14 protein-coding genes and 1 tRNA gene are annotated in these 18,918 nt (G+C 67.9%); 9 read left to right on the forward strand and 6 right to left on the reverse strand.

Annotated elements, in window-relative coordinates; genetic code table 11:
* Positions 1–2: 2 nt before the first annotated feature.
* Positions 3–2,363: a hydrogen gas-evolving membrane-bound hydrogenase subunit E gene (gene mbhE / locus LT970_RS03370; protein ID WP_232687557.1), complete on the reverse strand. Its 2,361-nt coding sequence runs from the start codon at positions 2,361–2,363 to the stop codon at positions 3–5.
* A gap of 107 nt (positions 2,364–2,470) precedes the next feature.
* Between mbhE and hpt the strand changes: the two genes are divergently transcribed.
* The 3 genes from hpt (at position 2,471) to LT970_RS03385 (ending at position 4,023) form a co-directional block, all read left to right on the forward strand.
* Positions 2,471–3,037: a hypoxanthine/guanine phosphoribosyltransferase gene (hpt, locus tag LT970_RS03375; RefSeq protein ID WP_232687558.1), complete on the forward strand. Its 567-nt coding sequence runs from the start codon at positions 2,471–2,473 to the stop codon at positions 3,035–3,037.
* Between the two features lie 162 nt (positions 3,038–3,199).
* Positions 3,200–3,880: a type 1 glutamine amidotransferase domain-containing protein gene (locus tag LT970_RS03380; protein WP_232687559.1), complete on the forward strand. Its 681-nt coding sequence runs from the start codon at positions 3,200–3,202 to the stop codon at positions 3,878–3,880.
* Positions 3,881–3,948: 68 nt separating this feature from the next.
* Positions 3,949–4,023: transfer RNA gene (locus LT970_RS03385), tRNA-Met, on the forward strand.
* 245 nt (positions 4,024–4,268) lie between these two features.
* On the opposite strand, the gene LT970_RS03390 is transcribed toward LT970_RS03385, so the two are convergent.
* Positions 4,269–5,456 (reverse strand): acyl-CoA dehydrogenase family protein, encoded by a 1,188-nt coding sequence (locus LT970_RS03390; RefSeq protein ID WP_232688676.1) that lies wholly within the window; start codon positions 5,454–5,456, stop codon positions 4,269–4,271.
* A gap of 769 nt (positions 5,457–6,225) precedes the next feature.
* On the opposite strand from LT970_RS03390, the gene proS reads away from it, so the two are divergent.
* The 5 genes from proS (at position 6,226) to LT970_RS03415 (ending at position 11,157) form a co-directional block, all read left to right on the forward strand.
* Positions 6,226–7,728, forward strand: a complete 1,503-nt coding sequence (gene proS, locus LT970_RS03395) for a proline--tRNA ligase (protein WP_232687560.1) — start codon at positions 6,226–6,228, stop codon at positions 7,726–7,728.
* A gap of 89 nt (positions 7,729–7,817) precedes the next feature.
* Positions 7,818–8,333: a hypothetical protein gene (locus tag LT970_RS03400; protein ID WP_232687561.1), complete on the forward strand. Its 516-nt coding sequence runs from the start codon at positions 7,818–7,820 to the stop codon at positions 8,331–8,333.
* 107 nt (positions 8,334–8,440) lie between these two features.
* Positions 8,441–9,430 (forward strand): SDR family oxidoreductase, encoded by a 990-nt coding sequence (locus LT970_RS03405; protein ID WP_232687562.1) that lies wholly within the window; start codon positions 8,441–8,443, stop codon positions 9,428–9,430.
* A gap of 166 nt (positions 9,431–9,596) precedes the next feature.
* Positions 9,597–10,067: a GNAT family N-acetyltransferase gene (locus tag LT970_RS03410; protein ID WP_232687563.1), complete on the forward strand. Its 471-nt coding sequence runs from the start codon at positions 9,597–9,599 to the stop codon at positions 10,065–10,067.
* 31 nt (positions 10,068–10,098) lie between these two features.
* Complete coding sequence (locus LT970_RS03415; protein WP_232687564.1) at positions 10,099–11,157, forward strand: NAD(P)-dependent glycerol-1-phosphate dehydrogenase; 1,059 nt, start codon at positions 10,099–10,101, stop codon at positions 11,155–11,157.
* A 27-nt stretch (positions 11,158–11,184) separates the two neighbouring features.
* On the opposite strand, the gene LT970_RS03420 is transcribed toward LT970_RS03415, so the two are convergent.
* From LT970_RS03420 to LT970_RS03430, 3 genes are all read right to left on the reverse strand, one after another.
* Positions 11,185–11,670, reverse strand: coding sequence for a DoxX family membrane protein (locus LT970_RS03420; RefSeq protein WP_349292232.1), 486 nt, complete (start codon positions 11,668–11,670; stop codon positions 11,185–11,187).
* Positions 11,671–11,814: 144 nt separating this feature from the next.
* On the reverse strand, positions 11,815–12,942 hold the full coding sequence (locus tag LT970_RS03425; RefSeq protein ID WP_232687565.1) for a M48 family metallopeptidase: 1,128 nt from the start codon (positions 12,940–12,942) through the stop codon (positions 11,815–11,817).
* 161 nt (positions 12,943–13,103) lie between these two features.
* Positions 13,104–14,948: a S9 family peptidase gene (locus LT970_RS03430; RefSeq protein ID WP_232687566.1), complete on the reverse strand. Its 1,845-nt coding sequence runs from the start codon at positions 14,946–14,948 to the stop codon at positions 13,104–13,106.
* A gap of 394 nt (positions 14,949–15,342) precedes the next feature.
* Here LT970_RS03430 and LT970_RS03435 point away from each other — a divergent pair, with 394 nt between their 5' ends.
* Positions 15,343–16,410, forward strand: a complete 1,068-nt coding sequence (locus tag LT970_RS03435; protein WP_232687567.1) for a glycosyltransferase family 4 protein — start codon at positions 15,343–15,345, stop codon at positions 16,408–16,410.
* 16 nt (positions 16,411–16,426) lie between these two features.
* Here LT970_RS03435 and folP read toward each other — a convergent pair whose 3' ends face one another.
* A complete protein-coding gene (gene folP, locus LT970_RS03440) occupies positions 16,427–18,862 on the reverse strand; it encodes a dihydropteroate synthase (protein WP_232687568.1) in 2,436 nt (811 codons plus the stop codon).
* Between the last annotated feature and the right edge of the window lie 56 nt (positions 18,863–18,918).

Raw genomic sequence — 18,918 nt, forward strand, 5'->3', positions numbered from 1 at the left:
CGTCACGACGCCTCACCCCGTTCGCGCATCCCGATGAGTGTCAACACGGAGAGCGCGGCCATCGCGATGACCGAGATCTCGCCGAGCGTGTCGAAGCCACGGAAGTCGACGAGGATGACGTTCACGATGTTTCCGCCGCCGCCCTGGGGGATGGATTCGCTGACGTAGTACTCCATGATGGATTTGTCCGGTGTGGCCCGCGTCGTCACGAGGACGGTGAGTGTCACCGTCGCACCGACGAGCACGGAGAGCACGCCGTCCCTGAGCGCCCGCGAGCGCTTGATCTCGCCGTAGAACGCGGGCAGGCGGTCGAGCACGAGCACGAAGATGACGAGCGTGAGCGTCTCCACCACCAGTTGTGTGAGTGCGAGGTCGGGCGCGCTCGCGAGAATGTAGAAGATGGCGACCATGAATCCGAGGATGGAGAGCGTGAGCACGCCAGCGATGTGGGAGGGCGCGATGCTCACCGCGAACGCCGCGACGACGGCGACCAGCAACACCAGCACGATGGGGGCGGAGACGAGCGTCACCGTGTCGACGGCGGGCGCGACGTTCGCGAGCACGTAGCCGCCGAGCGTGAGCGCGACCGCCGCGCCCAGCGTCCAGGTGGCGTACGTCCGGAGCAGCCCGTTCTGGACGGTGTCGGTGACGGTCACGCTCGCGGGGTTCGCGCCGAACACTGCACTGTCGTACCACCAGTTCGCGCGCAGCGGCGGGACGGCCGCGAGGAGCGCGTTCACGCCGTCGTGGATGGCGCCGTAGAACGGGTACGCGACGACGCCGAGCGCGATGGTGACGAGGCTCATCGCGAACGCCGGCGTGAGGTGCGTCGGCACGTAGTAGTGGAAGCCGTGGACCGACTCGGCGGCGACGCTGCCGACGACGGTGGCGACGAAGTGGTCGATGGGAGCGGGCGCGACGCCGAGCGTCGCGAGCACGCCGCCGAGGCCGACGAGGCCGGCGAGAGCCCCGAGTAACGCGGCTGGCGCCCACATCGACGCGGGCGGGCGGTGGACGTGGGAGAGCGCGTCGGGTTTCTCGCCGAAGAACAGCATCAGGAAGCGGATCGAGTAGAGGAACGTGAACACGCTCCCGAGCACCGCGACGACGGGGTAGAGCCACGCGAGACCGCCCGCGTGTTCGGCGGCGTGCCACGCCGATTCGAACAGTAGTTCCTTCGAGTAGAAGCCGTTGAACGGCGGCACGCCCGCCATTCCGAGGCTGGCGACGACGGCGACCGCGGCGGTGATGGGCAGGTCGTCAGCGAGTCCGCCGAGGTCTGCGATGCGCCTGGTGCCGGCCTCGTGGGCGATGATGCCGGCGACCAGGAACAGCGGCGCCTTGAACAGCGCGTGGTTCAGGATGTGGAACGCGCCGGTTTCGGCGCCGTAGATGGAGGCGAAGCCGAACCCGGCGACGATGAGGCCGAGGTGGCTCGCCGTGGAGTACGCGAGCAGTTCCTTGATGTCCGTCGAGGCCACCGCGAGGACGGCGGCGACGGTCATCGTCAGCAGGCCGAGAACAGTGAACAGCAGCGTCCACTCGTCGGTGAGCAGGAACGGGCGGAAGCGCCCCACGAGGTAGACGCCAGCTTTCACCATCGTCGCGGAGTGGAGGAACGCGGAGACAGGTGTCGGCGCCTCCATCGCGTTCGGCAGCCAGATGTGGAGTGGGACCTGGGCGGACTTGGCCGCTGCGCCGACGCCGATGAGCGCGACGGCGGGCAACAGGAGGCCGGCGTCCCGCAGCATCGCCCGGTACTGCTCGGGTTGCGTGACGAGCGCGTGGAGGTCGAAGGTGCCCGTCGCACTCCACACGAGCAGGAAGCCGGCGAGCATGAACAGGCCACCGCCGACGGTGATGAGCATCGACTTTCGCGCGGCGTACCGCGAGGAGCGCTCGCCGGTGTAGTGGCCGATGAGGATGAACGACGCGATACTCGTGAGTTCCCAGAACACGTACAGCGCGAGCAGGTCGGCGGCGAACGCGACGCCGAGCATCGACCCGAGGAACGCGAGCAGCGTCGTGTAGTACTTCGCCTGTCCTGGTTCGCCGTGCATGTAGCCCGCGGAGTACGTGAACACGAGGACGCCGATGCCGCTCGCGAGGAAGCCGACGAGAAGCGCGAGGCCGTCGACGTAGAACCGCACCGAGACGTCCATCGCGGGCACCCACGCGTACGAGACGGTGCCGGTGGCGCCGTACTGGCTCGCGGTCAGCCCGAAGCACGCGAGCGCCACGGTGGCGGCGTAGTACGCCGTCCGTTCGCCGAGCCACCGGAACACCAGTGGCGTGGCGGCGGCGGCGAGAAATGGCAGGGCGACAAGCGTCACCACTGCCACGGAGTCCGGATTCGGTTGCACAGTTTGTTCTGCCACGGGCGGCGCTTAACAGTTCTCAAATCGCACTCGTTCGCTCGAGCAGCGCCCGCGTTCCGTCACCTTTTATTCGCGGCGAGAGTATTTCCGGCATGGATAGGCTCAAGCAGTCCCTGCTCGACGCGCCGATCATCGAGAAGGACGGCTACCACTACTTCGTGCATCCCGTCAGCGACGGTGTCCCCACACTCGAACCCGCGCTCCTCCGCGAGATAGCGATCCGCATCATTCGGAAGGCGGAACTCGAGGACGTGGACAAGATCGTCACGCCTGCCGCGATGGGCATCCACATCTCCACCGCCATCTCGCTGATGACCGACGTTCCGCTGGTCGTCATCCGGAAGCGCGAGTACGGCCTCGAGGGCGAGGTGTCGCTCAGCCAGCAGACTGGCTACTCCGAGAACGAGATGTACATCAACGACGTCCACGAGGGCGACCGCGTGCTCGTCCTCGACGACGTGCTGTCGACGGGTGGCACGCTGCGAGCCATCACGGACGCGCTCGAGCACATCGGCGCGGACGTCGCGGACGTCGTCGCGGTCATCAAGAAGACCGGCGCGAACGAACTCGACGACAGCGACGTGGACGTGAAGACGCTCATCAACGTCGACGTCGTGGACGGCGAAGTCGTCATCGTCGACGAGCACGGCGACGGATAGGGTTGCCATCGCCCGCGAGCGCGCCAACAGATAGGGCGCCATCGCCGAGCGGGCCGAGCACGGCGACGCCCGCTGAGGTGTGGTAGCGAACCCCGGGGAGAATTGCCGGCGGAACTCGCGGACGGTGCGTTGTTTTTCCGGCTGGCGGTCCAATCAGTGGGTATGCCGTCCGCACTATTTGTCGTGAGCGAGGAAGGCTACTGGGGAGAAGAGTGCGTCGAACCACTGACGACCCTCGACAGCGAGGGGTACGACGTGACCGTGGCGACGCCGAGTGGCAGCCCGCCGGTCATTGACGATGTCTCGATCGACCCCGACGAGGTCGGCGAGGAGACCGCAGCGCGCGTTCGTGAGGTCCACGAATCCGACGACCGACTGAACGACCCGGAACCCATCGCACGCGTCGACGCCGAGGAGTTCGACGCGGTGGTGTTCCCGGGCGGCCACGGTACCGCGTGGGACATAAACCAGGACGCTGACGCGCGTCGACTGCTCCGCAACACCGTCGCGGGCGATGACGGGAAAGCGCTCGTGGTGTGTCACGCCGCCGGGATACTCGCGTTCACGCGCGACGAGAGCGGGGACGCACTGATCGCCGGCCGCGACGCCACCGGGTTCCCGAACGAGTGGGAGGCCGAGATCGTCGACGACGACGACCGGATGCCCAACGGTCGAAAGCTCCCGTACCTGGTCGAGGACGAGGTCATCGAAGCGGGCGGGAACTGGGACGCGGAACTCGACAGTGACACGAGCGTCACTGTCGACGGGGACCTGATCACGGGTCGCGGCCCGGAATCGTCCGCCGCTGCAGCCGACACACTGCTCGAGGAACTCGAGGGATAGCGAGCCGAGAATTACCACACGGCGCCCGAATCAGAACCCTTAACTGAAGGACCGGGTTACGATGTGGTAGCGGGATGGGATAGCCAGGAGATTCCGCCGGGCTCATAACCCGGAGATCGGTAGTTCAAATCTACCTCCCGCTACTTCCTGAGCGAAACCGACTGTGCAGTCTCGTCTGTGCAGTCGTTTCCATCCGTAGTAATCTACCGCCCAACGGCAAATTTCGACGAGCGCTCGCTACTCTCTAAACTCCCGAAAATCGGCTATTCGTGGCGTCAGGTTCGTTATCATTCACTTGATTTCCGGAAACCGGAGATTTCTGGCGTCCGGCTCACGACTGGTCGCCTGATTTCCGGAAGACGCGAGGCGTCTTCCGACAAGCGCCTCGCTACTGCTCGCCGCTTTGCCTGTAGATGAGGTTGCGCTGAATCTCGTTCGCGCCCTCGTAGATGACCGGGATGCGGACGTCCCGGTAGACGCGCGCGATGCGTCGGTCTGCGAGGATCGAGCGGCCGCCGTGGAACTGCATCCCGCGCTCGGCGCAGTCGACGGCGGTCTCCGTGGATTTGACCTTCGCCATCGCCGCCCACAGTCCCGGGTTCTCGCGGTCGCGGACGTGCTCGGCGGCGCGGTAGTTCAGCGACCTGGCGGCCTCGAACTCCGTGCGCATGTCCGCGAGGCCGTGCTGGACGGCCTGGAAGTCCGCGACGTGGCGGCCGAACTCCTCGCGCCCGTGGACGAACTCCCAGGCCTCCTCGATGGCGGCGCTGGCGAGGCCGAGGCCGTGCCCGCCCACGACGATGCGGCCGTGGTTGAAGAAGTCGGCGAGCATCATGAACCCGCCCCCCTCTGTCCCGATGAGGTTCTCCGCGGGGACCCGGCAGTCGTCGAAGACGATGTGTGCCTGCTTGGACGCCCGCATGCCCATCTTCTCCGGGATGTGCTCGGCGTGATAGCCGTCGGTGTCCGTCGGCACCGCGAACAGCGAGTAGTTCATGTAGCGGTCGTCGGTGTCCCCGGTCTTCGCGTACACCGTCACCCAGTCCGCCTCGACGCCGTTCCCGATCCAGTACTTCTCACCGTTCAGGACGTAGTCGCCGTCCCCGTCGCTCCCGTCATCTCCGTCCTCTGCGTCGACTTTCTCTGCAGTGGTCTCCATCCCCGCGAGGTCGGAGCCGACGTCGGGTTCGGAGACCGCGAGCCCCGTGATCTGGTCGTTTTCCGCGACCGGCCGGAGGAATCGTTCTTTCTGCTCGTCGGTGCCGTACTGCTCCATCATCTCCGCGCCGAAACTCGCGAGCTGGAGCGTCAGCGCGATGCCGGCGTCCGCGCGGTAGAACTCCTCCGCGATCGCGAGCATCTGGACGACGTCGAGGCCGCGCCCGCCGTACTCCTCGCCGATGTCCTGGGCCACGAGGCCGGCGTCCATCCCCGCCTCCAGAATCTCCCAGGGGTACTCACCCGCCCGGAAGCACTCCTCGGCGTTCGGCTCGATGTGCTCGCGAGCGAACTCGCGGGCCTCCTGTTTCACGTCACGCGCGTACTCCGGGACGATGTCCTCCGAGAGCAACTCCAGTTCCATGTGTGGATTTGGGTTCGCGCGACCATAAATCGCGGCAGAACTAGACGCGCCGTGAACGTCGTTTGTGTTTGCTGGTGTTCCTGTTCGTCGTCTCGACTGGAGTAAATGTCTTGCCCGGAGCGAACTGAATCACTTTTCCGGACACCCAGAAAGCCCCGGTCGGCTGCGGTCGCGCGGCTCGCTGCGCTCCTCGCCTTCGGCTGTGGTGCTTACGTCGCCGGGCTTTCCGAAGGACTCGCGTTGCTCGTCCTTCGACATCCCGCTCGCTCCACTCGCGGGATTCCCGTAGCCGACCGCCCCTTTCAGTCCCAGCCAATGCCAGTTGACCAACCGGCAGGGTGGGACTGAGCGGGCGCTTGCGCCCGCGACGGTTGGAAGACGAGCGCAGCGAGTCTTCCAGGACTGAAAGGGGCGACTGGCTGAACGAACCCGGACGTTCGGAAGACGCTGCGCGTCTTCCGCAGCCCATCGGAAATCGGAGATTTCCGAGGACGCCGCAAGCACGCGACCAGCGGGAGCGCGCGTGGTTCGAAAGACGGCTTCGCCGTCTTTCGTCATCTCGGAAATCGAAGATTTCCGGCGACAGCAAGTCCCGGGAGTTCAGCCAGTCGGGGCTTTCTGAGTGGTCACAGGGGAGAGATAGTTCGTGTTAGTGGGGTCTCTGTGATCGTTCCTGAAGTGACGACCAACAGTTAACCCCGAACCGAGAATCACTAGCAGACCTTCACGGGATTTAAGAGCGGGTCAGGCCGTTGTACTAGCAATGAGCGACGAGCAGGAACTCGGCATCACCGAGTCCAAGGAGCACAGCCCCGGCGAGTGGTACGCCGAGGTCGTCCAGAAGGCGGGCCTCGCGGACTACGCGCCGATGGGCGGGTTCATCGTGGCGATGCCCCGCGGCTACTCGCTGTGGGAGTCCATCCAGGAGAACCTCGACGGCTGGTACGACGAGACGGGCGTGGACAACGCCTACTTCCCGATGTTCATCCCGGAGTCCTACCTCGACAAGGAGGCGGAGTTCGTCGAGGGCTTCGACCCCGAGGTGGCGTGGGTGACCCACGGCGGCAACGAGGAACTGGAGGAGCGCCTCGCAGTCCGCCCCACCTCCGAATCCATCATCACGCCGTACATGGCGAACTGGACGCGGAGCCACCGCGATCTGCCCCTGCGCCTGAACCAGTGGTGTAGCGTGGTTCGGTGGGAGGCGACGGACACGAAGCCGTTCTTCCGCACGAAGGAGTTCCTCTGGCAGGAGGGGCACACGGCCCACGAGGACGACGAGGGCGCGTGGGCGGAGACGACACTGCGCCTCGACCAGTACCAGCGACTCTACGAGGACGTGCTGGCGATGCCCGTCCTGCGCGGCCGCAAGCCCGACCACGACAAGTTCCCCGGTGGGAAGGTGACGACGACGGTGGAGGCGCTGATGCCCGACGGGAAGAGCCTACAGGGCGCGACCAGTCACCACCTCGGACAGTCGTTCGCGGAGGCGTACGACCTCACGTTCGCGGACGAAGACGAAGAGGAGCGCACCGCACACACCACCTCGTGGGGGCTGTCGTGGCGCGCAATCGGCGGTCTCGTGATGAGCCACAGCGACGACCAGGGCCTCGTGCTACCGCCGACCGTCGCGCCCGAGCAGGTCGTCATCGTCCCCATCTGGCAGGAGGACACGAAGAAGGAGGTGCTCCAGTACAGCGCGGAACTCGCGGCGGAACTCGAGGCCGCGGGCGTGCGCGTCCACCTCGACGACCGCGACGAGCGCAATCCCGGATTCAAGTTCAACGAGTGGGAGCTCAAGGGCGTGCCCGTGCGCTTCGAGATCGGCCCCAACGAGGTCGAGGACGAGGAGGTCACGCTCGTCCACCGGCCCGACGGCGAGACTCACGTCGAGTCTCGCGAGGGCGTCGTCGACGCGACCGAGGAGCACCTCGACGAGGTGTACGACAAGCTCTACGACGCGGCCGCCGAGCGCTTAGAGGAGAACGTCCGGGAGGCCGACTCCCGCGAGGAGATCCTGGGCACCATCGGCCAGCACAAGGGCTACGTGAAGGCGCCGTGGTGCGGCGACGAGGACTGTGAAGCCGAGATCAAAGAGCAGATCCACGCCGAGATTGTGATGGTGCCCTTCGGGGAGGACGCCATCGCGCGCACGGCCTCGGAGTACGGCGGCGAGAACGTCCCCGAACCCGACCACGAGGGCGAGGACTGCGCAATCTGTGGCGAGGACGCCGAACAGACGGCGTTCTTCGCGAAGTCGTACTGACGCCGGCGACGTGGCTGTTTTTACGCGAGGCTGAAACGCGTCTTTGAGTCCGCCGAACTGCCTTCCCACCCTGGTTCGTCGGGTAACTCGTGACTCGTCAGTACAGTCGCCGGGCGACGCTCACCGTCGTCGGTGCGGGGCTCGCGGGCCTGACCGGTGCGCTCGCGCCGCGAGACTGCCTGGGACTGCTCGGTGGCGCCGACTGCGGGTCCGCGCTGTCGCTGACGGGACCCGACGCAGTGGCGCTGGCGGCGGACGCCACGGACCCCCGGTTCGTTCTCGAGAACCAGACCGACGACGCGGCCCGAGTGACGGACGCGACGTGGACGGTGTACCAGCGCGGCCGGGACTGGAAGTCGGTCGCCAGTGACCAGTCCGGGGGCGTGTCGGCGCGACTCGCGCCCGACGAACAGACGGCGTGGGCACTCCTCGTGCGCGCTGAGAATAACGGTTACACGGTGTCGACGACCGACGCGACGACTGCGTCGTCTACGACGCGGTACGTCGGTCCCGTCTCACTGTCGCGCGGACCACACGCGTTCGTCGTCTCGGGGCGCGTCGACGGCGCGCGGTTCGAAGCGGGCACGCAGTTCGCCGTGGAGTAGCCGAGCCAGGAGTGGCGGACGTGTGGCTCGACGCTCCGCAAGGAAGACGTGCTGGCTCGACGCTCCGGAAGGACCACCGTTTTGGCCCGCGCCGACGACGTTCCGGTATGGACTCCGCACTCGTCGTCGGCGGCACGCGGTTCATCGGCCGCCACCTCGTCTCGGAACTGCTCGACCACGACTACCGCGTCACGACGTTCAACCGCGGCAACCACGACGACCCGTTCGCGGACGACGACCGCGTCGACCGCGTGGAGGGCGACCGCACCGACCAGAAGGCGTTGCTCACCGCGAAGCGCGAGGTCGAACCCGACGTCGTCTTCGACAACGTGGCGTACAAGCCCCGCGAGGTCGAGAGCGCGACCGAGATTTTCGCGGACGTCGACGCGTACGTCTACATCTCCAGCGGCGCGGCGTACGCCGGTGACGACGTTCCCAAGCGCGAGGGTGAGACGGAACTCGAATCCTGTTCCGCGGAGGAAGCCACCGACGACTCCATGGAGACGTACGGCGCGCGGAAGGCCGCGGGCGACCGCGTCGTCTTCGAGGCCGCCGACCGTGGAGTGAACGCGATGTCGGTCCGTCCGCCCATCGTCTACGGCCCGCACGATTACACCGAGCGCCTCGCGTACTGGGTCGACCGTGTCGCCGAGTACGACGATGTCGTCGTGCCGGGCGACGGCACGAATCTCTGGCAGCGCGTCTACGTGGAGGACGTCGCCCGCGGGATGCGTCTGGTCGCCGAGAACGGCACGCCCGGCGAGGCCTACAACGTCGGCGACCAGAACGCGGTCACGCTCGACCGCATGGTCGACCTGATCGCCGACGCGGTTGGCCGCGACCCGGAGCGCTCGTACACCAGTCCCCGCGAACTCTCCATCGTTGACCTCGACCCCTCAGACTTCCCGCTGTACCGCGGCTACCCCCACCTGCTCGACACGTCGAAGATAGCAGACCTCGGCTACGAGTCGACGCCTCTCGACGAGGCGATGCAGCGAACCGTGGACTCGCATCTGGAGAACGGGCTCACTGGTGAGGACGAAGGCCCGAGCCGCGAGGACGAGGAGCGACTGCTCGACGTGCTCGGTACCATCTGACGCGAGAGTCGTTGACGAACCTCCTGAACACTTATCCCCTGCATCCGTGAACCACCGTTCGAGCGACCGATGACCTGGCTTCTCGTCACGTGACGGCACGCGCTGCGTCGCGCAAGCCGTCCCCGTTCCGCACCGCGTTCGAACGCAACCAGATACACGACCACGCATGCAAATACGAGATGCCACACCAGACGACGCACCGACCGTGAAATCGGAACTCCTCGTCCCGGGGTTCCGTGAGACCACTGCCGCCGACCCCGAGTTCAGCGAACTCGACGAGGACGGTGTCGCGGATGCCAGCATCGACTACTGGCTGGACGAGGACGACCGCGTGCTGTTCGTCGCCGAGTGCGACGGCGACCTCGTCGGCCACATCTCCGGTGGTCGACACGACAGCCCACCAATCTACACGAGAGGGCCTCGAACACACGTCGACGGCCTGTACGTGAAACCCGACTATCGTCTGGAAGGCGTCGCGTCCGCCCTGTTCGACCGCATCGAGGAGTGGGCCCGCGAGCGAGGCTGTGAGTACATGGGCGTCTCCGCGCACGTCGACAACGCTGCTGCCGTGGAGATGTACGACGACGCCTTCGAGCGGAAGTACGTCAGTTACCGGCGGCAGGTCGGGGACGAGTAGACTTTTACTCGCGCCCCAGCGACGTTCCCCCATGTTCGAGAAGTCGACGTGGATTCGTCTCCCGCGGAACGTCGTGGTGGGGCACGACGTGCTCGATCAGGCCCAGGAGGTCATCACGGATACGCACCTCGTGGGGTCGCCGCTCGTCGTGACGAGTCCTACCCCCCGCGAGGTCGCCGCAGAGCGCATCGTCGCGCAGTTCGAGGACGCGGGCGCCGACCCGGAACTCGTGGTCGTCGAGGAGGCGTCGTTCGACGCCGTCGAGGACGTCCTCGAGGTCGCGCGCGGCACCGAGCCGGGCTACCTCGTGGGCGTCGGCGGCGGGAAGGCCATCGACATCGCGAAGATGGCGAGTGACCACATCGGCGTCGGGTTCGTGTCGGTGCCGACGGCCGCGAGCCACGACGGCATCGTCTCCGGGCGCGGCTCCGTCCCGGAAGGCGACACCCGGCACTCGGTGGCCGCGGACCCGCCAATCGCCGTGATCGCGGACACGGGCATTATCGCGGACGCGCCGTGGGAACTCACCACCGCGGGCTGCGCGGACATCATCTCGAACTACACCGCGGTGAAGGACTGGCGCCTCGCCGAGCGCCTCCAGAACGTGCCGTACAGCGAGTACGCGGGCGCGCTCAGCCAGATGACCGCGGAGATGCTCGTGGACAGCGCGGACTCCATCAAGCCCGAACTCGAGGAGTCCGCGTGGATCGTGGTGAAGGCGCTGGTCTCCTCGGGCGTCGCGATGAGCATCGCGGGGTCTTCGCGGCCCGCCTCGGGGAGCGAGCACCTCTTCAGCCACCAACTCGACCGCATCGCGCCGGGGAAGGCGCTGCACGGCCACCAGGTCGGCGTCGGCGCCATCCTCGCGGAGTATCTCCACTCGGGCGAGCAGGGTGAGTGGCGCTCCGTGCGGGACGCGCTCGCCAGCCTCGACGCGCCGACGACCGCCGACGACCTCGGCGTCAGTGACGACGAGGTGCTCGAGGCGCTCACGTCCGCCCACGAGATCCGGGACCGCTACACGATTCTGGGTTCGGGCATCAGCGAGGACGCCGCCCGCGAGGCCGCCACGCGGACCGACGTCATCTGACCTGAACAGGTGTTCTGTCCGACGACGTCAGTCGTCCTGTCCGATCCGCAGGAACGCCAGCGCTGCGCCGAGCAGGGCGATGTTCTTCAGGAAGTGTATCATCTGCCCTTCGCGCTGCTGGTCGTCCTCGATGGTCCAGAAGTCGTGCATGACGGGCGTGATGCTCACGAAGAAGGTGGCGACCGCTCCAGCGGCGAGTCGTGGGAGTTTCCACGCGGCGATGCCGAGACCGCCGAACAGCAGACCCCCGGTGACGAACGGGACCGTAGTCTCGGCTGCCGGTGCGCCGTTGCTCTTGGCGTACTCGATGGTCCCCTCGAGGTCGCGGAAGTTGTCCACCGCCATGAACGCCAGCACGCCGCCGTACAGCAGTCTGGCGAGCCTGAACGACGTCGAGTTCGTCTTCGGTGACTGCTCGCCGCTGAACTGGACGTTCCAGGACCGTTCGCGCGTCTTCGGCCGCGAGTCGGTTCGGGTGCGCTTCTCCTCGGATTCACTCCCCAGTAGCGACATGTGGGTGTATAGCACGGCGAATGACTTACCTCTACTCGCCGAGTGGGGCTCAGCGGTACGGCGGAACCCCCTGCGGACCCGGACACGGTTTTCTCACTCCCGGCCCGCCATCCCCTACTCTCGCTCCGTCACCGCCTGCACCCGTCACCGGTCGCTCTCGACGCCAGCGAATCGCCGCGTTTCCCCGATCGGGTGTTCCCTGTCCTGTGTATCGTCTCGCTCCTCGAGTCGGTCGATGCGGCGGGCGGTTGACGGGTGGAGCGACACCAGGCCGACGACCCGGGAGCGGTCCGTTTCGACCAGGCCGCGTGCCGCGAGTGTCTCCAGCGCGCGCTGCATCGCTCCGGGGTCGGCGTGGCTGGCGGCGTACGCGTCCGCGTCGAACTCCGTCCACCGGACCACCGGACCGACCGCGAGAAGCAACGTGCCGGCGGCAGTGACCGCCAGCGGAAACGACTCGACGACGCCGCCCGACACGAGGAACAGCGGAACGAGTGCGACGCCCATCGCCGCGAACCGGACCGGAATGTGCGCTCGCTCGTGGTGCCCGACCTCGTGTGCGACGACGGCGGCCGCGGCCTCCCGGTCCAGTACGGCGAACAGTGCGTCCGTCACGAACACGTACCGCGCACCCGGCAGGAATCCGGCGGCCAGCGCGTTCGCCACGGGGTGGTTGTCGGTATCAACGACGCGAACGCGCACACCGCGAGCGCAAGGCGGCAACGCGGTCGCTTCTGCGGGTGTTGGCCGGCGCGTCGACACGACGCGGGACCCGGCCAGCGGGAGAGTGGCGACGACCAGGAGCGCCGCGGCGACGACGGTAGCGACACCCGGCAACCCGGACGGCGCGAGCACCCACGCCCCGACCACGAGGAACGCGGGGCCGACGACGAGGAACACGCCCACCGCGTACCGGCGGAGGACGCCCGCGTAGTCGAGGCGGTCGGAGACGACGTCCTGCCACGCCGGGCGCGTCCCGAGGTGGACAGCGAGCGCCGGCAACGCGCCCGAACCCAGCACCGTTACTGCGAGCGCGACGAGCACGCCGGCGCCGGGCGGTCCGGGCGTCGCCGCGGCGACCGCGTCGTCGAACCGCGAGGCCGTGGCGAGTCCGAGGCCGCCCGCGGCGGCGACCGCCTGGAGCGCCCGATTCGACCGCTGGAGTCGGGTCGCGGCGGTCGTGCGGTTCTGGGTGCGTCCTGCGAGTGCTCCTGCGATGCGGCCGGCTACGTACGCGATTGCGGGGAGCACGACCAGGAGCACCGCGTCCATCGAACCGGGATACGGTTCGCGGTCACAAACGCGTGACGGCCGACCGCTCGATGGCAGACCGACGGACGGGCGCCGACGGGTGGGCGCTGACGAGCGGGACGGACGGACGGGCGTCACCGAAGTCAGTGGACGGATGGCGGTCGAACGCGCTCTCCAAGGGGTCAGACGTGCTTCTCGAGGAAGTCGACGACCTGCCGGTACGCCGTCATCTGGTTCTCGTGTTTCGCGAACCCGTGGCCCTCGTCCTCGAAGATGGTTTTCTCGACGGGGACGTGCTCACTGGCGATGGAAGCGATCTGTTCGGCCTCGTCGACGGGCACGCGGGGGTCGTTCGCGCCGTGGAGCACGAGCAGCGGCGCGCGGATCTTCTCCGCATTGTTCACCGGGCTGATGGACTCCAGGAACTCGCGGTCGTCGGCGAGGCTGCCGTACTCGGCCTCGCGGCGTTCGCGGCGCCAGTCGCCCGTGTTCTCGAGGAACGTCACGAAGTTCGCGATGCCGACGATGTCGACGCCCGCAGCCCACAGGTCGGGGTACTCGGTGAGCGCCGCGAGCACCATGAACCCGCCGTAGGAGCCGCCGTACGCGACGACGCGCTCCGGGTCGATTGGGCGGTTCGCTGTGAGCCACTCCACGCCCGCCCGGAGGTCCTTCACGGAGTCCATCCGGTTGCGGACGTTGTCGAGGTTCAGGTACTCGGTCCCGTAGCCCGCGGAACCGCGCACGTTCGGCTCGAACACCGCGTACCCGTTGTCGGTGAAGTACTGGCGCAGCGCCATGAAGAACGGGCGCCGCTGGACCTCCGGGCCGCCGTGGATGTCGACCACCACGGGGTGGGGGCCGTCGCCGTCGGGCATCGTGAGGAATCCGGGCACGTCGAGGCCGTCGAAGCTCTCGAAGTGGACGAGTTCGGGGCTGCGGAATGTCTCCCGTGGGATGCCGGCGGTGGAGGCGCGCGTCCACCGCTCGCTCTCGCCCGTCTCGACGTCCACGACGTGGACGTTCGTGTTCTCGGTCGGCGCTGACACGGCGATGGCGACGCGTTCGGCGGCGTCGTCGAAGCTCAACCCCATCACGACGCCCTCCGGGATGTCCGGCGTCGGGAGCGGGTCGAGGAGCAGTTCGTCGACGCCGGTCGTCGCGTTAGACTGCCGGAGCGCGTGGAGCGGCGCGCCGTGGACGTCAGCCAGCGTGAGTTCGCTGTACCCGTCGACGTTGCGGACGTACACGAGGCGCTCGGCCTCCGGGTCGACGCCCACCGCCTCGAGTTCCCATCCGCCGCCGTCGACGACGTGCTCAATGGTCCCACCGTCGGGGTCGAGAACGCCGAGGTACAGCGTGTCTGCGCCGTGGTCCGTGCAGACGAACAGTCCGTTCCCGTCCGGCGCCCAGGACACCGACGAGAACCGGGTCTCGTCGGCGAACTCGGTAGCGTGGGTCACCTCGCCCGACGCCACGTCGACGACGTGGAGGTCCTGGTCGTAGTTCGAGTGGGACTCGTGGAGCACCAGTCGGTCGTCGCTCGGACTCCACCCGGCGACCGAGAGGTTGTCGTACTCGTCGCCCTCCGCGACGAGCGTGGCGTCCGCTCCGGTCTCGTCGCGCCCCTGCACGTACACGTCGAAGGTCGCCTGGTCTCGCCGGTTCGCCGCGAACGCGAACCGGTCACCGTCGTGGCTCCACCCGCCGAACTGGTGGATTGCGTCCGGGTGGTCAGTGAGCGGAACGTCCTCGCTGCCGTCCGCCGACAGCCGGAACAACTGCACGAACTCGTCGCCGCCCTCGTCCATCCCGTAGATCAACTCCTCGCGCGTCGGCGAGAACGACGCCGACGTCACGCGCTCCTCGCCGAACGAGATCTGGTCGGGCCACGCTTCGGGTTCGTCCACCCGCCACACCTGATTTTCCCCCGTCGTCTCCATCAGGAACGCGAGTTCGCCGTTCGGCCCGAACGACGGCGCGCTCGCGCTCCGGACGTTCAGATACCGCTCGATGTCGTAGGCCATGGTACCGAGGAACATTCCATCCGGGATAGCGCTTCGGGTCCCGGTAGTTCGAGGAGTTTGGTCTGGTGCCCTTTTCTTCGAAGCAACTGCGGTCAATCCCTCGAAAGCCCCAGCTGGAATCGGCCCTGTAACCTCTGACAACACCCAGGAAGCCCCGGCGCGCTCGCAGTCGCTCGCGGATAGCGGCCACCGAGACGACCAAGCACGTGCGAGCGTGCCGCCCCTTTCTGGGTGGTCACGGGAAGTGGCTGTTACTGCCGGTCAACCACGCGGGAGGTGGATTCGCGGGAGCACGTCGAACGAACGGACTGGTCCGCTGGCGCTCCTGAGCGAACACCACCTTCAGAACACGAGAACGGAACGGTTTTTATTCGCGTCCTGCGTGCCGCAGTGTATGCGCGTGGCGTTCGTCTCGGAGACGACCGCCCACCACGCGGACGGCGACGACCTGGCGCGCCTGGACGTGCTCGCGTCCTGTCTCGCGGAGCGCGGCCACGAGGTCGACGTCTGCTGTGCGCAGTGGTGGGAGGGCCAACCGGACACGTTCGAGTACGAGGGCGTCACCTACCACGCCGTCACCGAGGAGCGCGGCGAGCGCTGGTTCGCGCCGAAGGTCGCCCCGCTCCTCCGGGCCATCGATCCGGACGTCGTGCACACGACGAGTCGGACGCCCGGTCACGTCTACGGCGCCCGGTGGGGTGGCGTGCTCGCGGGGGCGCCGCTGGTCTGTGACTGGTACGACCCACACGAAACGACGGAAGGGCTCCGCGGGCGGGCGTACCGGTACGCGGCGCGGAAGCCAAGCGAGGTCGTCGCGCCGTCGCGGACGGTAAAGACGAGCGTCCGGGAGTGTGGCGCGAACGGCGGGAACGTCTCGGTCGTCCCGACGGGCATCGACATGGAGCAAATCCGCCACACGACGCCCGGCGACGGCGGCGACATCGTGTTCTCGCGTCGACTCGACGAGGACGCCAATCTGGAGACGCTGTTGCTCGCGCTCGCGGAGTTCCGCGAGTACGACTGGAACTGCACCGTCATCGGTGACGGCCCAGCACGCGACCGCTACGAGCGACAGGCGAGGGACCTCCGCATCGCGGACCGCGTGGAGTTCGTCGGCGAACAGTCCGTCGAGGACCGGGTCGCGCTGTTCAAGAACGCCCACGTCTACGTCCACACCGCCGAGCGAACGTCGTTCGCGCTCGACCTTCAGCGGGCGCTCGCCTGCGGCTGCGTGAGCATCGTGGAGTATCACGCGGAGTCGAGCGCGCACGAACTCGTGGAGACCAGAGAGCGCGGGTTCCGCGCGACGAGCGCGGAGGAACTCGTGCGCAGTCTCGTCGCCGCTGGCGACATCGAGCGTCTCGCCGTCGACGACGAGTTCGACGCCAACGACCGCGACGCGTTCCTCGAGTCCTACCTCGACGTCTACCGGGAGGCGCAGGCCGAGGGTACGCTGTTCTGACGCGACGCTCCCTGCGTTACTCGTCGTCGACGCCGCGCCGAGTCGCTTCTGCCGCGCGAACTGCGGCGACGTTCTCCTCGACGTCGTGGACGCGCACGATGTCTGCGCCGCGGTCCGCGGCGATGGCCGACCCGGCAGCCGTCGCGTAGCCGCCGTCGTCTGGATATCTGTCCACCTTCTTCCACATCGACTTGTGGCTGTGGCCGACCAGGACGGGACAGCCCAGGGCGTGGAACTCGTCCGTGCGGTCGAGCAACTCGAAGTTCTCCGCGGCCGACTTCCCGAAGCCCAGCCCGGGGTCGACGATGATGTTCTCGCGCGGCACGCCGGCCTTCTCCGCGAGCAGCACGCGCTCGGTCAGCGACTCTAGGACGTCCTCGACGACGTCGTCGTACTCGACGTCGCGGTCCGGGACGACCGGTGCGTCGATGGCGTGCATCACGACGATAGGGACGTCGTACTCCGCGGCGACGAACCGCATCTCGGGGTCCTCGAGACCGGTCACGTCGTTCAGGACGTCCGCGCCGGCTTCGAGGGCGGCCCGCGCCACCTCGGCCTTTCGGGTGTCCACAGAGACCAGCGCGTCGAGGTCCGCGATGCGTTCGACCACCGGAACCACGCGGTCTATCTCCGCCTCGACGGGCACCTCGTCGGCGCCGGGGCGCGTGGACTCGCCACCCACGTCGATCACGTCTGCGCCCGCGTCGACCATCTCCTCGGCGCGAGCGACCGCGTCCTCGACGGTCTCGTACTCGCCGCCGTCGTGGAACGAGTCGGGCGTGACGTTCAGGATGCCCATCACCGCAGTGCCGTCCTCCCACGGGTAGCCGTGTTCGGGCCGCTCGGCCTGGATGCCGAGACTCTCACGGAGTTCGTCCGCGAACGCGCTCAGGCCGTAGGGCTGCCCGTCGAGTTTCGTACACAGGCGCTTGAACTGCGCGAGCGTCCCCATCAACACGGCGTCCAGCGTCCCGCGCGTCTGGCGGTTCAGCCCCGAGAGCGAGCACTCGCCGCCGAGACTCAACAGTTCCTCCTTGAGGAACTGCGCCTGGCGTTTCTGGACGCGGGTCTTCACGACGCGGTGGACGCCCTTCCCGCGCATCCGCCAGACACCCGGCGGCGTGACGTGCGCGCTCTCGAGCGCGTCCCGGGCGTCGTCGAGGTCTCGGACGCGCTTCTGGACGTTCGTCCGCGTCCAGCGCGCCCGGGCCTCTGCGACGGTGAACAGCGACCCCGCGACGAGCACCAGGTCGTCCTCGGTGGCCGCCGAGAGCGCGCTGTCGACCGCCGACTCGACCGCGCGCGTCACCGTCACGTCGCCCGCACCCGCCTCCTCGAAGACGGTGGCGAGCACGTCCGCGTCCTCCGAGCGGTCGGTGTCGGGTTCGCACGCCCACACGCGGTCTGCGGTCGGCAGTGCCTCGGCCATTGTTCGGTGATCTTTGTCGTGCATTGCACCGAACACGTAGAGCAACCGGTCGTAGTCGAACTCCGCCACCGTCTCCGCGAGCGCCTCGCACGCGCCCGGGTTGTGCGCGCCGTCCAGCGCGACCACGGGGTCGGCGCCCATCACCTCGAAGCGCCCCGGCCAGTACGCCTTCCGCAGTCCCCGAGCCAGCGTCTCACTGTCGACGTCCGCGACCTGCCGCGCGAGCGCCGCCGCGACGCCCGCGTTCGCCGCCTGGTACGACCCCAGTAGCGGGATTCGCGCCTCGACCGACCAGTCCTCGCCCGCGACCGTCACCGCCGCTTCGGTGTGGTTCGTGCGGCCCTCGTAGGTCGCTTCGACGTCGCATTCCGCACCGCCGACCGTCACCACGTCGCCTGCCTGCTCGCGCACTGCGTCGAGCGCGTCGCCCGACGTCGCGGTCACGAGCGGGTTCGACGCCGGCGCGACGTGGGCCTTGTCCCGGGCTATCTCTTCGACGGTGTCCCCGAGCACGCTCGTGTGCTCGAGAGTCACCGACGTTACCGCACTCGCCACCGGGTCGACGACGCTCGTCGCGTCGTACTTTCCGCCGATGCCGACCTCGAGGACCGCCACATCGACGTCCTCGCGGCCGAACTGCCAGAGCCCCATCGCCGTCACCACCTCGAAGAACGTCGGCGCGCTCCCGTCCGCCGCGCGCTCGTTCACGCGGGGTTTGACGGCTTCCACGAACTCGGTCAGCGCGCTCTTTGGCAGCTGCCGCCCGTTCACGGTGACTCGTTCGCGCACGTCGTCGAAGTGCGGGGACGTGTACAGGCCGACGTCCAGTCCCGCCTCTCGGAGCGTCGACTCCAGCATCCGGGCGGTGCTCCCCTTCCCGTTCGACCCGGCGACCTGCACGTACCGCGGGCCGTCCTGGGGGTCTCCGAGGAACGACAGCAGGTCCGCCGTCGAGTCGGTCCCGGGCTTGGGCCGGTAGCGGCGGAGGTCGAGGAGGAAGTTCGCCGCCTCGTCGTAGCGCATACCCGGACCGAACGCGGCGGTCCGCATTAGGCTGTCGGAGGCGTCCGTCCCGTTCC

Origin of the sequence: Halobacterium zhouii, from assembly GCF_021249405.1 — an archaeon.
Taxonomy (GTDB): domain Archaea; phylum Halobacteriota; class Halobacteria; order Halobacteriales; family Halobacteriaceae; genus Halobacterium; species Halobacterium zhouii.

Bases quoted from the DNA above. Each gene is read 5' to 3' on its own strand.
- hpt (WP_232687558.1), top strand. From the start codon at position 2,471: ATGGATAGGCTCAAGCAGTCCCTGCTCGACGCGCCGATCATCGAGAAG.
- LT970_RS03380 (WP_232687559.1), top strand. From the start codon at position 3,200: ATGCCGTCCGCACTATTTGTCGTGAGCGAGGAAGGCTACTGGGGAGAA.
- proS (WP_232687560.1), top strand. From the start codon at position 6,226: ATGAGCGACGAGCAGGAACTCGGCATCACCGAGTCCAAGGAGCACAGC.
- LT970_RS03405 (WP_232687562.1), top strand. From the start codon at position 8,441: ATGGACTCCGCACTCGTCGTCGGCGGCACGCGGTTCATCGGCCGCCAC.
- LT970_RS03410 (WP_232687563.1), top strand. From the start codon at position 9,597: ATGCAAATACGAGATGCCACACCAGACGACGCACCGACCGTGAAATCG.
- LT970_RS03415 (WP_232687564.1), top strand. From the start codon at position 10,099: ATGTTCGAGAAGTCGACGTGGATTCGTCTCCCGCGGAACGTCGTGGTG.
- LT970_RS03420 (WP_349292232.1), bottom strand. From the start codon at position 11,670: ATGTCGCTACTGGGGAGTGAATCCGAGGAGAAGCGCACCCGAACCGAC.
- LT970_RS03425 (WP_232687565.1), bottom strand. From the start codon at position 12,942: ATGGACGCGGTGCTCCTGGTCGTGCTCCCCGCAATCGCGTACGTAGCC.
- LT970_RS03430 (WP_232687566.1), bottom strand. From the start codon at position 14,948: ATGGCCTACGACATCGAGCGGTATCTGAACGTCCGGAGCGCGAGCGCG.
- LT970_RS03435 (WP_232687567.1), top strand. From the start codon at position 15,343: ATGCGCGTGGCGTTCGTCTCGGAGACGACCGCCCACCACGCGGACGGC.
- folP (WP_232687568.1), bottom strand. From the start codon at position 18,862: ATGCGCTACGACGAGGCGGCGAACTTCCTCCTCGACCTCCGCCGCTAC.